This window comes from Kitasatospora sp. NPDC048722 (genome assembly GCF_040650235.1).
Lineage (GTDB): Bacteria > Actinomycetota > Actinomycetes > Streptomycetales > Streptomycetaceae > Kitasatospora.
Genome location: NZ_JBEZGX010000009.1, coordinates 64216 through 79956 on the forward strand (window position 1 = coordinate 64216; position 15741 = coordinate 79956).

Genomic DNA, 15741 nt, shown 5'->3' on the forward strand with positions numbered 1-15741 from the left:
ATGGAAGCCAGGGCACAGGCGCGGTACATCCGCGTGACGCCCATGAAGGCCCGCCGCGTGGTGGACCTCATCCGTGGCATGAATGCCACGGAGGCCCAGGCCGTCCTGCGTTTCGCTCCGCAGGCCGCCACCGTGCCGGTCGGCAAGGTGCTCGACAGCGCCATTGCCAACGCCGCGCACAACTACAACCACTCCAACGTGGACGACCTCTACATCTCCGAGGCGTACGTTGACGAGGGCCCGACCCTGAAGCGGTTCCGCCCGCGTGCCCAGGGCCGCGCCTACCGGATCCGCAAGCGGACCAGCCACATCACCGTGGTCGTCAGCAGCAAGGAAGGGACCCGGTAATGGGCCAGAAGGTTAACCCGCACGGGTTCCGCCTCGGCATCAGCACGGACTTCAAGTCCCGCTGGTACGCCGACAAGCTGTACAAGGACTACGTCAAGGAAGACGTCGCCATTCGTCGCATGATGACGAAGGGCATGGAGCGCGCCGGCATCTCCAAGGTCGAGATCGAGCGCACCCGCGACCGCGTCCGCGTCGACATCCACACCGCCCGCCCCGGCATCGTCATCGGTCGCCGTGGCACCGAGGCCGACCGCATCCGCGGCGACCTCGAGAAGCTGACCGGCAAGCAGGTCCAGCTGAACATCCTCGAGGTCAAGAACCCCGAGCTGGACGCCCAGCTCGTGGCTCAGGGCGTCGCGGAGCAGCTGTCCTCCCGCGTCTCCTTCCGCCGTGCCATGCGCAAGTCGATGCAGGGCACCATGAAGTCCGGCGCCAAGGGCATCAAGGTCCAGTGCTCCGGTCGTCTCGGCGGCGCCGAGATGAGCCGTTCGGAGTTCTACCGCGAGGGTCGCGTGCCGCTGCACACCCTGCGTGCGAACGTCGACTACGGCTTCTTCGAGGCCAAGACCACCTTCGGCCGCATCGGCGTGAAGGTCTGGATCTACAAGGGCGACGTCAAGAACATCGCCGAGGTCCGCGCTGAGAACGCCGCTGCTCGCTCGGGCAACCGCCCGGCCCGCCCCGAGGGTGGTCGTCCCGCCCGCGGTGGCGAGCGCCGTGGTGGCGAGCGCGGTGGCCGTGGCCGTCGTCCCGCCGCTGCCGAGGCCCCCGCGGCCGCGGCCGTCGAGACTCCGGCTGCTGAGAACACCGGAACGGAGGCCTGACCCAAATGCTGATCCCCCGTCGGGTCAAGCACCGCAAGCAGCACCACCCGAAGCGCCGTGGCGCTGCCAAGGGTGGCACCGAGCTGGCGTTCGGCCAGTTCGGCATCCAGGCCGTGACCCCGGCCTACGTGACGAACCGTCAGATCGAGTCCGCTCGTATCGCGATCACCCGTCACATCCGTCGTGGCGGCAAGGTCTGGATCAACATCTACCCGGACCGCCCGCTCACCAAGAAGCCGGCCGAGACCCGCATGGGTTCCGGTAAGGGTTCGCCGGAGTGGTGGATCGCGAACGTGCACCCGGGTCGGGTCATGTTCGAGCTGTCGTACCCGAACGAGAAGGTTGCTCGCGAGGCGCTCACCCGCGCCGCGCACAAGCTGCCGATGAAGTGCCGGATCGTCCGGCGCGAGGACGGTGAGAGCTGATGTCGGCCGCTACCAAGGCTGCTGAGCTTCGCTCGCTGGACAACGAGGGTCTCGTTGCCAAGCTGCGCGAGGCCAAGGAGGAGCTGTTCAACCTCCGCTTCCAGGCGGCGACCGGGCAGCTCGACAACCACGGACGGCTCAAGCTCGTCCGTAAGGACATCGCGCGGATCTACACCCTGATGCGCGAGCGCGAGCTGGGCATCGAGACGGTGGAGAACGCCTGATGACTGAGAACACCAACGAGACGCGCGGTTTCCGCAAGACCCGTGAGGGTCTCGTCGTCAGCGACAAGATGGACAAGACCGTCGTCGTCGCCGTCGAGGACCGCGTCAAGCACGCTCTGTACGGCAAGGTCATCCGCCGTACGAACAAGCTGAAGGCGCACGACGAGCAGAACGCGTGTGGCATCGGCGACCGGGTCCTCCTCGCGGAGACCCGCCCGCTGTCCGCCACCAAGCGCTGGCGCGTCGTCGAGATCCTCGAGAAGGCCAAGTAACGAAGCCGATGAGGTACGGCCGTATGTGCACCGGGTCCCCCAGGGGCCGCCGGTGTGAGCAGCGGCCGGCCCGTCGACTCTCGTTGACGATCAGGAGAAAGCTGTGATCCAGCAGGAGTCGCGACTGCGTGTTGCCGACAACACTGGTGCCAAGGAGATCCTTTGCATCCGTGTTCTCGGTGGCTCCGGTCGCCGCTACGCCGGCATCGGGGACGTCATCGTCGCGACCGTCAAGGACGCGATCCCCGGTGGCTCGGTGAAGAAGGGTGACGTCGTCAAGTGCGTCGTCGTCCGCACCGTCAAGGAGCGTCGTCGTCCGGATGGCTCGTACATCCGTTTCGACGAGAACGCCGCTGTCGTGCTGAAGAACACCGAGGGTGACCCCCGTGGCACCCGCATCTTCGGCCCGGTGGGCCGCGAGCTGCGCGACAAGAAGTTCATGAAGATCATCTCGCTGGCGCCGGAGGTGCTCTAACCCATGGCGAACAGCATGAAGATCAAGAAGGGTGACCTGGTCCAGGTCATCACCGGCAAGGACAAGGGCAAGCAGGGCAAGGTCATCCAGGCCCTGCCGGCCGAGAACAAGGTCCTGGTCGAGGGTGTCAACCGGGTCAAGAAGCACACCAAGCCGGGTCCGGGTACCCAGGGTGGCATCGTGACCGTCGAGGCCCCGGTGCACGTCTCCAACGTCCAGCTGGTCGTGGAGAAGGACGGCAAGAAGGTCGTCACCCGCGTCGGTTACCGCTTCGACGACCAGGGCAACAAGATCCGCGTTGCCAAGCGGACCGGTGAGGACATCTGATGTCTGAGACGACTGTTGAGAAGGTGGCCCCCCGCCTCAAGGAGCGTTACAACTCCGAGATCAAGGGCCAGCTGCAGGAGCAGTTCTCGTACGAGAACGTCATGCTGATCCCCGGCCTGGTCAAGGTCGTGGTCAACATGGGTGTCGGCGAGGCCGCCCGTGACAGCAAGCTGATCGAGGGCGCGATCCGCGACCTGACCGCGATCACCGGTCAGAAGCCGGCCGTGACCAAGGCTCGTAAGTCCATCGCGCAGTTCAAGCTGCGCGAGGGCCAGCCGATCGGCACCCACGTCACCCTCCGTGGTGACCGCATGTGGGAGTTCCTGGACCGTCTGGTGTCGCTGGCCCTGCCGCGTATCCGTGACTTCCGTGGCCTCTCCCCGAAGCAGTTCGACGGCCGTGGCAACTACACGTTCGGTCTGACCGAGCAGGTTATGTTCCACGAGATCGACCAGGACAAGGTCGACCGTCAGCGCGGTATGGACATCACCGTCGTGACCACCGCTCAGACCGACGACGAGGGCCGGGCGCTCCTGCGCGCTCTGGGCTTCCCGTTCAAGGAGGCGTGAGCCAATGGCGAAGAAGTCCCTCATCGCGAAGTCCGAGCGCAAGCCGAAGTTCGGCGTCCGGGCCTACACCCGGTGCCAGCGCTGCGGCCGTCCGCACTCGGTGTACCGCAAGTTCGGCCTGTGCCGTGTCTGCCTCCGTGAGATGGCGCACCGCGGCGAGCTGCCGGGCGTGACCAAGAGCTCCTGGTAGTCCTCCTTCTTCCAGAAGGCAGCCAGCAGCTTTAGGTACCGCTAGCGACGCAGAGGTGCCCGACCCCACATCGGCCCGTTTTGGGCTCCCGTACGGATTCCCGTAAGGTTGTGGGGTCGGGCCCCCTGCCGCGGCTTCCCCATGGATGCCCGTGGCCCTTCTTTGGAAGGGCTCGCACCCAGTCTTACTACGTCGTAGGTCCCCTGCGCTTGTGCCCCCACCGCACTCGATCCGAGTGCGGCGGGGGGACCTGGTGCGGAGAAACCACGGCGAGAGAGGCCTGAGGCCATCATGACCATGACCGACCCCATCGCAGACATGCTCACGCGTCTGCGTAACGCGAACTCGGCGTACCACGACTCTGTCGCGATGCCGTCGAGCAAGATCAAGGCGCACGTCGCCGAGATCCTGCAGCAGGAGGGGTACATCTCCTCCTACAAGGTTGAGGAGCCCGCTGAGGGCGAGGTCGGCAAGAAGCTGACCATCGAGCTCAAGTTCGGCCCCAACCGTGAGCGCTCCATCGCCGGCATCAAGCGCATCAGCAAGCCGGGTCTGCGTGTTTACGCAAAGTCCACCAACCTGCCCAAGGTGCTCGGTGGCCTCGGCGTGGCGATCATCTCCACGTCGTCCGGCCTCCTGACCGACAAGCAGGCCGCCAAGAAGGGCGTAGGCGGAGAAGTTCTCGCCTACGTCTGGTAATTCGGGAAACGGAGGTACAGCAATGTCGCGCATTGGACGGCTGCCCATCCAGGTCCCCGCTGGCGTGGACGTCACCATCGATGGCCAGACGGTCGCGGTGAAGGGCCCCAAGGGCTCCCTCACCCACGTTGTCGCTGAGCCGATCGAGATCGGCAAGGGCGAGGACGGCACCGTGCTGGTCACCCGCCCGAACGACGAGCGTCGCTCGAAGGCCCTGCACGGCCTGACCCGCACGCTGGTGGCGAACATGATCACCGGCGTGACCGCGGGCTACCGCAAGTCGCTGGAGATCAGCGGTGTTGGTTACCGAGTCACGGCGAAGGGCTCCGACATGGAGTTCGCGCTGGGCTACAGCCACCCGATCCTGGTCACCGCGCCGGAGGGCATCTCCTTCGTCGTCGAGTCGCCCACCAAGTTCCACGTGGACGGCATCGACAAGCAGAAGGTCGGCGAGATCGCCGCCAACATCCGCAAGCTGCGCAAGCCCGACCCGTACAAGGCCAAGGGCGTCAAGTACGCGGGCGAGGTCATCCGCCGCAAGGTCGGAAAGAGTGGTAAGTAAGCGATGAGTGTCTCTGTCAAGATCGGCAAGGGCAACGCCTACAAGAGCGCCGCTCGCAAGCGCCGCGCGATCCGCGTTCGCAAGCGCGTCGTCGGCACCGAGGTGCGTCCGCGTCTCGTCGTGACGCGCTCGAACCGTCACATGGTCGCCCAGGTCATCGACGACGCCAAGGGCCACACCCTGGCGTCGGCGTCCACCCTCGACGTGTCCATCAAGGGCGCCGAGGGCGACAAGACCGAGCTGGCCAAGAAGGTCGGGAGCCTGGTCGCCGAGCGCGCCAAGGCCGCCGGCATCGAGTCGGTCGTCTTCGACCGCGCGGGCAACCGGTACGCCGGCCGCATCGCCGCCCTGGCGGACGCGGCCCGTGAGGCCGGGCTCGACTTCTAAGCCGCTCGTCGACTCTGTCGGCGGACGTAATCGAGAGAGGTAATTCCAATGGCTGGACCCCAGCGCCGCGGTAGCGGCGCCGGCGGCGGCACCGGTGGCGAGCGGCGCGACCGTAAGCGTGACGAGCGGGGCAACGCCCCCGCCGTCGAGAAGACCGCTTACGTCGAGCGCGTCGTCGCGATCAACCGTGTCGCCAAGGTTGTCAAGGGTGGTCGTCGCTTCAGCTTCACCGCGCTCGTCGTGGTGGGCGATGGCGATGGCACCGTGGGTGTTGGTTACGGGAAGGCGAAGGAGGTTCCGGCCGCCATCGCCAAGGGCGTTGAGGAGGCCAAGAAGAACTTCTTCAAGGTTCCCCGTATCCAGGGCACCATCCCGCACCCCATCCAGGGTGAGAAGGCCGCCGGCGTCGTGCTCCTGAAGCCCGCCGCCCCCGGTACCGGTGTTATCGCCGGTGGTCCGGTGCGCGCCGTCCTGGAGTGCGCCGGCATCCACGACATCCTGTCGAAGTCGCTCGGCTCGGACAACGCGATCAACATCGTGCACGCCACCGTGGCTGCTCTGAAGGGCCTCGTGCGCCCCGAGGAGATCGCCGCCCGTCGTGGCCTGCCGCTGGAGGACGTGGCCCCCGCCGCTCTGCTGCGGGCGCGTGCTGCTGGGGTGAGCGCCTGATGGCTCGCCTGAAGATCACGCAGACCAAGTCGTACATCGGCAGCAAGCAGAATCACCGTGACACCCTGCGTTCGCTCGGTCTCAAGCGCATGCACGACGTCGTGGTGAAGGAGGACCGTCCCGAGATCCGCGGGATGGCCCACACGGTCCGTCACCTGGTGACGGTTGAGGAGGTGGACTGATCATGGGCGACAACCCGATCAAGATCCACAACCTGCGTCCCGCCCCGGGTGCCAAGACCGACAAGATCCGTGTGGGTCGTGGTGAGGGCTCCAAGGGTAAGACCGCTGGTCGTGGTACCAAGGGCACCAAGGCCCGCTACCAGGTTCCGCAGCGCTTCGAGGGTGGCCAGATGCCCCTCCACATGCGCCTGCCGAAGCTGAAGGGCTTCAAGAACCCGTTCAAGATCACGTTCCAGGTCGTCAACCTCGACAAGCTGGCCGAGCTCTACCCGCAGGGTGGCGAGGTCACGGTCGAGGACCTGGTCGCCAAGGGCGCGGTTCGCAAGAACTCGCTCGTCAAGGTGCTCGGCACCGGCGAGATCTCGGTCGCGCTGCAGGTGACGGTCGACGCCGTCTCCGGCTCCGCCGCCGCGAAGATCACCGCCGCCGGCGGTACGGTCACCGAGCTCGTCTGAGCCCGCTGACCACAGCTCCGAACCCCGCACTTCCTCCAGGAGGTGCGGGGTTCGCGCTTTTCCGGCATAAGCATCCAAAGAGTAATTGGAGCTCAATTCCAGGCAATTTGACAAATGAATTGCGGGCGTTGTCATGTTCGGCTACTGTCTTTCTTGGCCCTGAAACGGGGCCAGTACTCGGTAAAAGCGCTTGTATCGGCCATGTCTCTTCCGGAGGGGGAAATGAAGAAGCTCGCAGCTCGCATTGCGACAGCCGCTGTCGCAATTCCAGCTCTGATTTTCGGCATGTCGGGCACGTCATACGCCGACAGTGACAACGTCACCTGGCGGGATGACGCCACCGGGCTCTGTCTCGCTTGGGATAGCAACTACATCACCGGAGCCCTTGACTGGGTCGGCACGCGGAACTGCAACAGTGGCCGCGGCTCCACGCGCTGGCGGGATGTCAACGTCGGCGGTGCCTGGCGGCAGATGCCGGCGGCGACCAACTCCAGTGGTGGCTGGGTCAACGTCTGCCTGGCGGCCTGGAAGCCGGGCGGTAGTGGGAGCGACTCGGTTTATCTCGAGGGCTGCACCGACAACAACCCGTGGCAGCAGTGGCAGGAGGTGCAGGCCTTCGGCGGCTGGCACCTCAAGCACGTTCAGGACGGCTATCTCCTGGACAGCAACGCGAATGGCGATGTTTACGCGACGCCGGATCCGGGCTGGAACTACAACAACACTTACCAGCTGTGGCACTAGCGTAATTCCAGATTCGTGGTCGCTGCCGGATTTGGGTGACCTCGCGGCTGAATGGCGTCGCGGCAGTCAGGCGTCGGTGATTTCGCCGGCTGACGAGAAGTTATCGGCCGATGTTGGCTGAAGCGGCCCGCCGACCTTCGGGTCTGGCGGGCCGCTTCGGTTGTAACGGGCTCTACGGTTGTTCTGGTCGGAATCGAACCGACCGGCCGGATGTGACTCCGCCGCTCTTGATCACTACGGCGCAGGGGAAGAACGGTCGGGATCCGATGGACGGAGCGGCGAGCGTAGGGCCGGGCGTCCTGGCGATGACGCGGGAGTCGGCCGGGGCTGCCGTCTGTGGGCAAACCTGGGCATCCCGTACCCCGTGAGTGGGGGAGCGGCCGTACGCGCTTCTTCCGAGTGGCTGCGCACTGTTAGAGTCCGTGGAGTTCCCTTGTAGGCTGCGCGTAGGCTCGCCTGTGCCGTCTGTACGGGGGCCCGAACCGCAAACTCCCCATTCAGGACCGACCCTCCCGCCGACGACGTGCGGGAGGCGCAGGAGGCACCGTGCTCAGTGCGTTCGCGCGGGCGTTCCAGACGCCCGACCTGCGCAAGAAGCTGCTGTTCACGCTGGGCATCATGGTGCTGTTCCGGCTGGGCTCGCACATTCCGATTCCGGGCGTCAACTTCGAGGCCGTCAACGTCTGCGTGACTGCCAGCAAGAAGAGCGGTCTGTTCGGGCTCGTCAACCTGTTCAGCGGTGGCGCGCTACTCCAGCTCACGATCTTCGCGCTCGGCATCATGCCGTACATCACGGCCAGCATCATCCTCCAGCTCCTCACCGTCGTGATCCCGCGACTCGAGGCGCTGAAGAAGGAGGGCCAGGCCGGCACGGCGAAGATCACCCAGTACACCCGCTACCTGACCATCGCGCTCGCCGTGCTCCAGGGCACCGGCATCGTCGCGACGGCCTCCAGTGGTGCGCTGTTCTCCGGCTGCCCGCTGGCGAACCAGATCGTGCCGGACAACGGTGTGTTCCGCACGGCGGTCATGGTCATCACGATGACTGCTGGCACCACGGTGATCATGTGGCTCGGCGAGCTGATCACGGACCGGGGCATCGGTAACGGCATGTCGCTGCTGATCTTCACCTCGATCGCGGCGCAGTTCCCCTCCAACATGTGGGCGATCAAGCAGTCCGGCACCATCGGTGGCGGCTGGGTCGAGTTCCTCTCGGTCGTGGCCGTCGGCGTCATCGTTGTGATGCTGGTCATCTTCGTCGAGCAGGCCCAGCGCCGGATCCCGGTGCAGTACGCGAAGCGCATGATCGGCCGCCGCGCGTTCGGCGGGACCTCCACCTACATCCCGCTCAAGGTGAACCAGGCCGGTGTCATCCCGGTCATCTTCGCCTCGTCGCTGCTGTACATCCCCGCCCTGGTGGTCCAGCTGACCAACAGCCAGGCCGGTTGGGCGGTGTGGATCAGCCGGAACTTCATCAAGGGTGACCACCCGATCTACATGGCCACCTACTTCCTGCTGATCGTCTTCTTCGCGTTCTTCTACGTCGCCATCTCCTTCAACCCCGAAGAAGTTGCCGACAATATGAAGAAGTATGGTGGCTTCATCCCGGGCATCCGGGCCGGCCGGCCGACGGCCGAGTACCTGAACTACGTGCTGACCCGAATCACGTGGCCGGGTTCGCTCTACCTGGGCCTGATCGCGTTGATCCCGATGATCGCCCTGGTCGCCTTCGGACAGCAGACCAACTTCCCGTTCGGCGGCACCAGCGTTCTCATCGTCGTCGGCGTCGGACTCGAAACTGTGAAGCAGATCGAGAGCCAGCTCCAGCAGCGCAATTACGAAGGGTTCCTCCGCTGATGCGTATCGTCCTCGTTGGTCCTCCCGGGGCCGGGAAGGGTACTCAGGCGCACCTGCTCGCCAAGACCCTGTCCATCCCCCACATCTCCACCGGAGACCTGTTCCGCGCCAACATCGGCCAGGGCACCCCGCTGGGGCTCGAGGCCAAGAGCTACATGGACGCGGGTCGCCTGGTGCCGGACGAGGTGACCATCGGGATGGCCAAGGACCGGATGCTGCAGGCGGACGCCGTGAACGGCTTCCTGCTCGACGGCTTCCCCCGCAACCTGGGCCAGGCGAAGGCGCTGGACGAGTTCCTCGTCGAGCAGGGCATCAAGCTCGACGGCGTGCTGGACCTGGAGGTCCCCGAGGACGAGGTCGTCCGCCGGATCGCCGGCCGGCGACTGTGCCGCAACGACGGCGGCCACGTGTTCCACGTGGACTACAACCCGCCGAAGGCCGAGGGCGTCTGCGACGAGTGCGGCGGCGAGCTGTACCAGCGCTCGGACGACACCGAGGAGAAGGTGCGCACGCGCCTGGAGGTCTACCACACGGAGACCGAGCCGATCATCGACTACTACGTCCAGCAGGGCCTGGTGGCGACGATCTCGGCGCTCGGCAAGGTCGACGAGGTGACGCAGCGCGCGATCGAGGCGCTGAAGCAGGACGGCTGAGTTTTTCGGCGACGTACGTACGGCCGCGCTCCCTATCCCGGGCAGCGCGGCCGTACGGCGTCGTACGGTGGTACGCAGTGGCAAACGGAACGTGGAAGGCGTGACCCAGATGGTGGAGATCAAGACCCCCGAGCAGATCGCGAAGATGCGAGCGGCCGGGCTGGTCGTCGCCGAAGCGCTGAAGGCCTGCCGTGAGGCGGTCGCCCCGGGGGTGACGACCCAGGAGCTGAACGACGTCGCGGACAAGGTGATCACCGACCACGGGGCCACCTCCAACTTCCGCGCGCACCACGGCGGCCTGTGGTTCCCGGGCGTGATCTGCGCCTCGGTGAACAACGAGGTCGTCCACGGCATCCCCGGCGACCGGGTGCTGCAGGAGGGCGACATCATCTCGATCGACTGCGGCGCCATCGTGGACGGCTGGCACGGCGACGCGGCGATCACCGTCGCGGTCGGCGAGGTCCGCCCCGAGGTCGAGATGCTGAGCCGGGTCACCGAGGGCTCGATGTGGGCCGGCATCGCCCAGATGAAGAAGAGCAACCGCCTGGTCGACGTCTCGAAGGCGATCGAGGGCTTCATCCGCCGCCAGCCGCTGCCGCCGAAGGGCAAGTGGGGCATCACCGAGGGCTACGGCGGCCACGGCATCGGCACCGCGATGCACATGGAGCCGCACGTCCTGAACTACGTCGAGCGCGGCCGCGGCAAGGGCCCGAAGCTGGTCCCCGGCACCGTGCTGGCGATCGAGCCGATGGTCTCGCTGGGCACCCCGCACACCACCGTGCTGGAGGACGACTGGACGGTCGTCACCAACGACGGCACCTGGGCCTCGCACTGGGAGCACTCCGTCGCCGTCACCGAGCAGGGTCCGCTGGTCCTGACCGCCTTCGACGGCGGCAAGGCGGAGCTCGCGAAGCTCGGCGTCACGGCCGCGCCGGACCCGCTCGCGTAGTCGGCCGGCGGCCGAGTGCCGCCGCTGACAAGGCCGGAGCCCTGGAGGTTTGGACCTCCAGGGCTTTTGTCCTATTTTTATCGGCTGGCAGTGGCTACTTGTGGGCTCAGAACGAGGAGAGAGCACGTGCTCAAGGGATTCCGCGACTTCATGATGCGCGGCAACGTCGTCGACATGGCGGTCGGTGTCGTCATCGGGGCCGCGTTCACCGGGGTGGTGACCGGCTTCGTGTCCGCGTTCCTCACCCCGCTGGTCGGCGTGGTCGTCGGCGCGGCCGGCGACTTCAGCTCGTACAAGGCGACGGTCGCCCACGTCACCTTCCCGTACGGGCAGTTCCTCAACGTGGTGATCGCGTTCGTGATGACCGCCGCGGTGCTCTACTTCTGCGTCGTCCTGCCGGTGAGCAAGGCCACCGCCCGGTACATGCCGAAGAAGCCGGCCACCCCGAAGCGCCCGTGCCCCGAGTGCCTGACCGAGATCCCCGAGGCGGCCCGCCGCTGCTCGGCCTGCACCGCCCACGTCGAGCCGCTGACGGTCTCCGCCGGGGTGTGACGCCGACGGTGTGACGTCTCGGCCTTCCGGGAGCCCCGTTTTGGCCCATCGGACGCGCTGGCGTAGGATGGACCGTCGGCTCACTCGTAGCGTGCTTCAGCACGCCCTCTTCCCCTCGGGGACGGGGTGAACCCAGGTTCGCACGAGCGTTCCGCATACGGTAGCCGGTCCCGGAAGGTGGATCTCGCAGTTCATGGCTAAGAAGCAAGGCGCCATTGAGATCGAGGGCACCGTGATCGAGTCTCTGCCGAACGCGATGTTCAAGGTCGAGCTGCAGAACGGTCACAAGGTCCTCGCGCACATCAGTGGCAAGATGCGCATGCACTACATCCGCATCCTGCCGGACGACCGGGTCGTCGTGGAGCTCAGCCCCTACGACCTCACGCGCGGCCGGATCGTCTACCGCTACAAGTAAGAACGTCAGATCTAGACCCGGAGAACCTGAACATGAAGGTCAAGCCGAGCGTCAAGAAGATCTGCGACAAGTGCAAGGTGATCCGCCGCCACGGCCGGGTCATGGTGATCTGCGACAACCTGCGCCACAAGCAGCGCCAGGGCTGATCTCTCCCCAGCATTTCTCGTAGTACTTCGCGCGACGCGAAAACGTCATAAGCGGGCTACCCGATCCGTCTACGGGACACCGGACGGACTGCCGCCCCCGGTCAGAGGCCGGGGCTCCCTCATCGTGAGATGTCGGAGTAGGTAGCACGCAAGACCTCTGAAGAAACACAGGAGCCTTGAATGGCACGCCTCGCCGGCGTTGATCTCCCCCGTGAGAAGCGGATCGAGATCGCCCTCACCTACGTGTACGGCATCGGCCGTACCCGCGCCCAGCAGACCCTGGCCGAGACCGGTGTCAACCCGGATGTCCGCGTTCGCGACATCTCCGAGGAAGACCTCGTCAAGCTGAGCCAGTACATCGACGCCAACTACACGGTCGAGGGTGACCTCCGCCGTGAGGTGGCCGCCGACATCCGCCGCAAGGTCGAGATCGGCTGCTACGAGGGTCTGCGTCACCGCCGCGGCCTGCCGGTCCGCGGCCAGCGCACCCACACCAACGCGCGTACCCGCAAGGGCCCGCGTCGCGCGATCGCCGGTAAGAAGAAGCCGGGCAAGAAGTAGTCCGTCCCGTAACCGGACATCCCTCCGGCCCGCGGGTCAGCGGACCGACCACCTCAGTAGGAGAACAGACTTATGCCCCCCAAGGGTCGTCAGGCTGCCGGCGCGAAGAAGATCCGCCGCAAGGAAAAGAAGAACGTCGCTCACGGCCACGCGCACATCAAGAGCACGTTCAACAACACCATCGTTTCGATCACCGACCCCGCGGGCAACGTGATCTCCTGGGCCTCCGCCGGCCACGTCGGCTTCAAGGGCTCGCGCAAGTCCACCCCGTTCGCCGCGCAGATGGCCGCCGAGGCCGCTGCCCGTCGCGCGCAGGAGCACGGCATGCGCAAGGTTGACGTCTTCGTGAAGGGTCCGGGCTCCGGCCGCGAGACCGCGATCCGTTCGCTCCAGGCCACCGGCCTGGAGGTCGGCTCGATCCAGGACGTCACCCCCACCCCGCACAACGGCTGCCGTCCGCCGAAGCGCCGCCGCGTCTGACGCAGCGCCTTCGGGCACGCAGTACCTGCTGTAAACCTCGTACGGGGTCCCGTTTCAGGCGGGACCCCGTACGCTTGGTCCTGTCGGCATCAAATAGTGGGTGCCGAAGACAACCGGAGGATTATCCCCCATGCTTATCGCTCAGCGTCCCTCGCTGACCGAAGAGGTCGTCGACGAGTTCCGCTCGCGGTTCGTGATCGAGCCGCTGGAGCCGGGCTTCGGCTACACCCTCGGCAACTCCCTGCGCCGCACGCTCCTGTCGTCGATCCCGGGTGCCGCTGTCACCAGCATCCGCATCGACGGCGTCCTGCACGAGTTCACCACCGTGCCGGGCGTCAAGGAGGACGTGACCGACCTCATCCTCAACATCAAGCAGCTGGTCGTCTCCTCGGAGCACGACGAGCCGGTCGTGATGTACCTGCGCAAGCAGGGCCCGGGTGTCGTCACCGCCGCCGACATCGCGCCGCCGGCCGGTGTCGAGGTGCACAACCCGGAGCTGGTCCTCGCCACGCTGAACGGCAAGGGCAAGCTGGAGATGGAGCTGACCGTCGAGCGCGGTCGCGGCTACGTCTCCGCCGTCCAGAACAAGGCCTCCGGCCAGGAGATCGGCCGCATCCCGGTCGACTCGATCTACAGCCCCGTGCTGAAGGTCACCTACAAGGTCGAGGCCACCCGTGTCGAGCAGCGGACCGACTTCGACAAGCTGATCGTCGACGTCGAGACCAAGCCCGCCATGCGTCCGCGCGACGCCATGGCCTCGGCCGGCAAGACCCTGGTGGAGCTGTTCGGCCTCGCCCGCGAGCTGAACATCGACGCCGAGGGCATCGACATGGGCCCGTCCCCGACGGACGCCGCCCTGGCCGCCGACCTGGCGCTGCCGATCGAGGAGCTGGAGCTCACGGTCCGCTCCTACAACTGCCTCAAGCGCGAGGGCATCCACACCGTGGGTGAGCTCGTGGCCCGCTCCGAGGCCGACCTGCTCGACATCCGCAACTTCGGTGCGAAGTCGATCGACGAGGTCAAGGCGAAGCTGGCCGGCATGGGCCTGGCCCTCAAGGACAGCCCGCCCGGGTTCGACCCGACCGCGGCCGCCGACGCCTTCGGCGCCGACGACCTGGACGACGCGGGTTACGCCGAGACCGAGCAGTACTAAGAGATTTGGCCGCGGGGGCGGTTCTTCCGAGGACCGTCCCCGTCGTCGTGAAAGTCGTGCGGGCACAGTGCCCGTACGCCCGCTGCGGTACCTGGTACGGCCGCAGTCGGAGATCCAAGGAGTAATTCCATGCCGCGTCCCACCAAGGGTGCCCGCCTCGGCGGTGGCCCGCACCACGAGCCGCTGCTGCTCGCCGGTCTGGCCCGTGAGCTGTTCCAGTACGGCCGCATCACCACCACCGAGGCCAAGGCCCGCCGCCTGCGCCCGCTGGCGGAGAAGCTGATCACCAAGGCGAAGAAGGGCGACATCCACAACCGTCGCCTGGTGCGCAAGACGATCACCGACATCGCCGTGCTGCACACCCTCTTCACCGAGATCGCGCCGCGCTACGAGAACCGCCCGGGTGGCTACACCCGCATCACCAAGGTCGGTCCCCGTCGTGGCGACAACGCCCCGATGGCCGTGATCGAGCTGGTCGAGGCGCTGACCGTCGCGCAGACCGCCGTCGGCGAGGCCGAGGCCGCCACCAAGCGCGCCGTCAAGGAGGCCGACGAGGCCGCCGCCGTCGAGACCAAGGCCGACGAGGCCGAGGCCGCCGAGCAGGCCTGACACCTCTAGGTGTACCGCGGGCCCGTTCTCCCAGCGATGGGGGAGCGGGCCCGTTCCTTGTCCTCGAGGTCCCCGGGAGAAGAGAAGCAGTGGTCAACGATTGCGCCGAGCAGCCGCCGGTGAAGGACGGCCCGGCCGACGGGTACGTCCGCGTCCGGCTCGACCTGGCCTACCACGGCGCCGAGTTCTCCGGCTGGGCCCGCCAGAAGGGCGGCCGCCGGACGGTCCAGGAGGAGATCGAGAGCGCGCTGCAGGTCGTCACCCGCAGCGGCGAGCTGTTCCCGCTGACCGTGGCCGGCCGCACCGACGCCGGCGTCCACGCGCGCGGCCAGGTCGCGCACGTCGACCTGCCGGCCGAGCTGTGGGAGGCGCACCGCGAGAAGCTGCTGCGCCGGCTGGCCGGGCGGCTGCCCGGGGACGTCCGGATCTACCGGGTCGGCGAGGCGCCGGCCGGGTTCGACGCGCGCTTCTCGGCGATCTGGCGGCGCTACGCGTACCGCGTGGCCGACCACCCGGGCGGGGTGGACCCGCTGCTGCGCGGGCACGTGCTCTGGCACGACCGGCCGCTCGACCTCGACCGGATGAACGAGGCCGCGAAGCTGCTGCTCGGCGAGCACGACTTCGCCGCCTACTGCAAGAAGCGCGAGGGCGCGACCACCATCCGCACCCTGCTGGAGCTCCACTGGGACCGCGTCCCGGTGGACCCCTACGCCGCCCAGGAGGGCTCGCTCGCGGTCGCCACCGTCCGCGCCGACGCGTTCTGCCACAACATGGTCCGGGCGCTGGTCGGCGCGATGCTGCTGGTCGGCGACGGGCACCGGCCGGTGGAGTTCCCCGGGGAGGTGCTGGCCGGGGGCGTCCGCAACTCGGCCGTCAACGTGATCCGGCCGTACGGGCTCACGCTGGAGGAGGTCGGCTACCCGGCCGACGACCAGCTGGCCGAGCGCAACCGCCAGGCCCGGCGCATGCGGACCCTGCCGGGGCAGCCGGCCGCCGGTTAGGGCCCGTCTGCGGAGA

The 15741-nt window shown here is 67.0% G+C and carries 27 protein-coding genes; all 27 read left to right on the top strand.

Annotated features, from left to right (window positions below; genetic code table 11):
* The 27 genes from rplV to truA all read left to right on the top strand — a co-directional run bounded on the left by rplV (nt 1) and on the right by truA (nt 15725).
* Nucleotides 1-348 carry a 50S ribosomal protein L22 gene (rplV, locus tag AB0C76_RS09680; protein WP_030280773.1) on the top strand — a complete coding sequence of 116 codons (348 nt, stop codon included), beginning with the start codon at nt 1-3 and terminating at the stop codon, nt 346-348.
* Complete coding sequence (gene rpsC, locus AB0C76_RS09685) at nt 348-1172, top strand: 30S ribosomal protein S3 (protein WP_359962268.1); 825 nt, start codon at nt 348-350, stop codon at nt 1170-1172. Before rplV ends, rpsC begins: the two co-directional genes overlap by 1 nt.
* A gap of 5 nt (nt 1173-1177) precedes the next feature.
* Nucleotides 1178-1597, top strand: coding sequence for a 50S ribosomal protein L16 (gene rplP, locus AB0C76_RS09690; protein WP_030232476.1), 420 nt, complete (start codon nt 1178-1180; stop codon nt 1595-1597).
* Nucleotides 1597-1821 (top strand): 50S ribosomal protein L29, encoded by a 225-nt coding sequence (gene rpmC, locus AB0C76_RS09695; protein ID WP_030232478.1) that lies wholly within the window; start codon nt 1597-1599, stop codon nt 1819-1821. Before rplP ends, rpmC begins: the two co-directional genes overlap by 1 nt.
* Nucleotides 1821-2093 (top strand): 30S ribosomal protein S17, encoded by a 273-nt coding sequence (rpsQ, locus tag AB0C76_RS09700; RefSeq protein ID WP_110670527.1) that lies wholly within the window; start codon nt 1821-1823, stop codon nt 2091-2093. The genes rpmC and rpsQ overlap by 1 nt, the downstream gene beginning before the upstream one ends.
* 103 nt (nt 2094-2196) lie before the next feature.
* Nucleotides 2197-2568 (top strand): 50S ribosomal protein L14, encoded by a 372-nt coding sequence (gene rplN, locus AB0C76_RS09705; protein WP_030232481.1) that lies wholly within the window; start codon nt 2197-2199, stop codon nt 2566-2568.
* A gap of 15 nt (nt 2569-2583) precedes the next feature.
* The gene (gene rplX, locus AB0C76_RS09710) at nt 2584-2895 is read left to right on the top strand and encodes a 50S ribosomal protein L24 (RefSeq protein WP_270151185.1); all 312 of its coding nucleotides are present in this window, start codon (nt 2584-2586) and stop codon (nt 2893-2895) included.
* The gene (gene rplE, locus AB0C76_RS09715; protein ID WP_030280779.1) at nt 2895-3464 is read left to right on the top strand and encodes a 50S ribosomal protein L5; all 570 of its coding nucleotides are present in this window, start codon (nt 2895-2897) and stop codon (nt 3462-3464) included. Before rplX ends, rplE begins: the two co-directional genes overlap by 1 nt.
* 4 nt (nt 3465-3468) lie before the next feature.
* Nucleotides 3469-3654: a type Z 30S ribosomal protein S14 gene (locus AB0C76_RS09720; protein ID WP_030055830.1), complete on the top strand. Its 186-nt coding sequence runs from the start codon at nt 3469-3471 to the stop codon at nt 3652-3654.
* A 291-nt stretch (nt 3655-3945) separates the two neighbouring features.
* The gene (rpsH, locus tag AB0C76_RS09725) at nt 3946-4353 is read left to right on the top strand and encodes a 30S ribosomal protein S8 (protein WP_207810340.1); all 408 of its coding nucleotides are present in this window, start codon (nt 3946-3948) and stop codon (nt 4351-4353) included.
* A 22-nt stretch (nt 4354-4375) separates the two neighbouring features.
* Nucleotides 4376-4915, top strand: a complete 540-nt coding sequence (gene rplF / locus AB0C76_RS09730; RefSeq protein ID WP_359962271.1) for a 50S ribosomal protein L6 — start codon at nt 4376-4378, stop codon at nt 4913-4915.
* 3 nt (nt 4916-4918) lie between these two features.
* Entirely contained in the window at nt 4919-5302 is a 384-nt protein-coding gene (gene rplR / locus AB0C76_RS09735) for a 50S ribosomal protein L18 (RefSeq protein WP_030280785.1), read from the top strand.
* Between the two features lie 48 nt (nt 5303-5350).
* On the top strand, nt 5351-5971 hold the full coding sequence (rpsE, locus tag AB0C76_RS09740) for a 30S ribosomal protein S5 (RefSeq protein ID WP_359962274.1): 621 nt from the start codon (nt 5351-5353) through the stop codon (nt 5969-5971).
* Entirely contained in the window at nt 5971-6153 is a 183-nt protein-coding gene (gene rpmD / locus AB0C76_RS09745; protein WP_030055835.1) for a 50S ribosomal protein L30, read from the top strand. The genes rpsE and rpmD overlap by 1 nt, the downstream gene beginning before the upstream one ends.
* Nucleotides 6153-6608: a 50S ribosomal protein L15 gene (rplO, locus tag AB0C76_RS09750; RefSeq protein WP_359962456.1), complete on the top strand. Its 456-nt coding sequence runs from the start codon at nt 6153-6155 to the stop codon at nt 6606-6608. The genes rpmD and rplO overlap by 1 nt, the downstream gene beginning before the upstream one ends.
* A 222-nt stretch (nt 6609-6830) precedes the next feature.
* Complete coding sequence (locus AB0C76_RS09755; RefSeq protein WP_359962277.1) at nt 6831-7349, top strand: hypothetical protein; 519 nt, start codon at nt 6831-6833, stop codon at nt 7347-7349.
* A 546-nt stretch (nt 7350-7895) separates the two neighbouring features.
* Nucleotides 7896-9206, top strand: a complete 1311-nt coding sequence (gene secY, locus AB0C76_RS09760) for a preprotein translocase subunit SecY (RefSeq protein WP_359962280.1) — start codon at nt 7896-7898, stop codon at nt 9204-9206.
* Entirely contained in the window at nt 9206-9859 is a 654-nt protein-coding gene (locus AB0C76_RS09765) for an adenylate kinase (protein ID WP_359962282.1), read from the top strand. Before secY ends, AB0C76_RS09765 begins: the two co-directional genes overlap by 1 nt.
* Nucleotides 9860-9968: 109 nt before the next feature.
* A complete protein-coding gene (gene map, locus AB0C76_RS09770) occupies nt 9969-10808 on the top strand; it encodes a type I methionyl aminopeptidase (RefSeq protein WP_359962459.1) in 840 nt (279 codons plus the stop codon).
* Nucleotides 10809-10934: 126 nt separating this feature from the next.
* Complete coding sequence (gene mscL / locus AB0C76_RS09775; RefSeq protein ID WP_359962285.1) at nt 10935-11360, top strand: large conductance mechanosensitive channel protein MscL; 426 nt, start codon at nt 10935-10937, stop codon at nt 11358-11360.
* A 193-nt stretch (nt 11361-11553) separates the two neighbouring features.
* A complete protein-coding gene (infA, locus tag AB0C76_RS09780) occupies nt 11554-11775 on the top strand; it encodes a translation initiation factor IF-1 (RefSeq protein WP_003956442.1) in 222 nt (73 codons plus the stop codon).
* 32 nt (nt 11776-11807) lie between these two features.
* Nucleotides 11808-11921: a 50S ribosomal protein L36 gene (gene rpmJ, locus AB0C76_RS09785; RefSeq protein ID WP_003956441.1), complete on the top strand. Its 114-nt coding sequence runs from the start codon at nt 11808-11810 to the stop codon at nt 11919-11921.
* A gap of 180 nt (nt 11922-12101) precedes the next feature.
* Complete coding sequence (gene rpsM / locus AB0C76_RS09790; protein ID WP_097237495.1) at nt 12102-12482, top strand: 30S ribosomal protein S13; 381 nt, start codon at nt 12102-12104, stop codon at nt 12480-12482.
* Nucleotides 12483-12554: 72 nt separating this feature from the next.
* On the top strand, nt 12555-12962 hold the full coding sequence (gene rpsK / locus AB0C76_RS09795; protein ID WP_030232513.1) for a 30S ribosomal protein S11: 408 nt from the start codon (nt 12555-12557) through the stop codon (nt 12960-12962).
* 130 nt (nt 12963-13092) lie between these two features.
* Nucleotides 13093-14115, top strand: coding sequence for a DNA-directed RNA polymerase subunit alpha (locus tag AB0C76_RS09800; protein ID WP_030055844.1), 1023 nt, complete (start codon nt 13093-13095; stop codon nt 14113-14115).
* Nucleotides 14116-14244: 129 nt separating this feature from the next.
* Entirely contained in the window at nt 14245-14724 is a 480-nt protein-coding gene (gene rplQ, locus AB0C76_RS09805) for a 50S ribosomal protein L17 (RefSeq protein WP_359962289.1), read from the top strand.
* 89 nt (nt 14725-14813) lie between these two features.
* Entirely contained in the window at nt 14814-15725 is a 912-nt protein-coding gene (truA, locus tag AB0C76_RS09810; RefSeq protein WP_329927657.1) for a tRNA pseudouridine(38-40) synthase TruA, read from the top strand.
* Nucleotides 15726-15741: the final 16 nt, after the last annotated feature.